The following is a 1,078-nucleotide window of genomic DNA, read 5'->3' on the forward strand; positions in this document are numbered from 1 at the left end:
GCGCGGGCGCGACCAACCGCTGCGGTGCGGCGACACCCCAGGGGCGCGGGACCGTGCCGATGTGCGGCTCCGCCGCGCGGGCGCGACCGGCCACGACGGCGCCGCAGCCGACCGACGCACCCAGCGGAGCGCTCAGTCCTCGAACCCCTCCGCCGCCCGCTTCTCCCGCAGCTCCACGATCGCCCGGCGGCGGGCCAGCCGGTGGGCGCGGCGGATCTGGGCCTCCTGGTAGCGGCGCCTGTCCCGCTCGGTCTCCGGCATCACCTGCGGCACCCGGCGCGGCTTCCCGTCGGCGTCGACGGCCGCGAACACCAGGTACGCCGAGCCGACCTGGGTGGCCGGCGCGGACTCGTTCCAGCGCTCGGCCAGCACCCGCACCCCGACCTCCATCGAGGTCCGTCCGGTCCAGTTGACCTGGGCCTTCACATGGACCAGGTCACCGACGCGGACCGGTTCCAGGAAGGCCATCTCGTCCATGGAGGCGGTGACGGCAGGCCCTCCGGAGTGCCGTCCGGCCACGGCGCCCGCCGCGTCGTCGACCAGCTTCATGATCACCCCGCCGTGCACCGTGCCCAGCAGGTTGGTGTCGTTGTGGGTCATGATGTGGCTGAGGGTCGTACGGGACGCCGAGGTGGGCTTGCCCGGGATGTCCGGACTCTCCGTGGCTGCGGCGGGGGCCTGGTCTGTCATGGCCTCCACCTTATGCCGAGGTCACATCTGCGGAATTTGTGTCAGCTTCGCAACAGCGGTGCCCTGATTTTCCGACGACCCTTGTATGGCGCACGGCCGGGACCTGCACACTGTCTTCCATGACTGATTGGCCCGAGGCACGGTCCGACGACAACCGCGGCGGACGCTACGGACGCGGCAGCGCGAGCGCACAGCCCGAGGGCGCCCGCGTCATGCGGCAGGTCCGCCGCGGCCCGGCGGCCCCTCCCGGGCAGGGCGCGTACGGCGGTGTCCCGCAGCAGCCGTCGTACGTGGACGGGCACGGCAGTGGCGGCGGCTACGACAGCGGCTACAACACCGGCCAGGTCTACGGCACGCCCGGCGGCGGCGGCACCGGCGGGGCCGGGGG

1 protein-coding gene and 1 pseudogene are annotated in these 1,078 nt (G+C 73.6%); one reads left to right on the forward strand and one right to left on the reverse strand.

Annotated elements, in window-relative coordinates; genetic code table 11:
• Positions 1-132: 132 nt before the first annotated feature.
• Positions 133-690: an acyl-CoA thioesterase gene (locus tag B7767_RS08100; RefSeq protein ID WP_085571569.1), complete on the reverse strand. Its 558-nt coding sequence runs from the start codon at positions 688-690 to the stop codon at positions 133-135.
• 119 nt (positions 691-809) lie between these two features.
• Here B7767_RS08100 and B7767_RS08105 point away from each other — a divergent pair.
• Positions 810-1,078: pseudogene (locus B7767_RS08105) on the forward strand (LytR family transcriptional regulator); the annotation flags it as partial.

Source organism: Streptomyces sp. 13-12-16, from assembly GCF_002114215.1.
Taxonomy (GTDB): Bacteria; Actinomycetota; Actinomycetes; order Streptomycetales; family Streptomycetaceae; genus Streptomyces.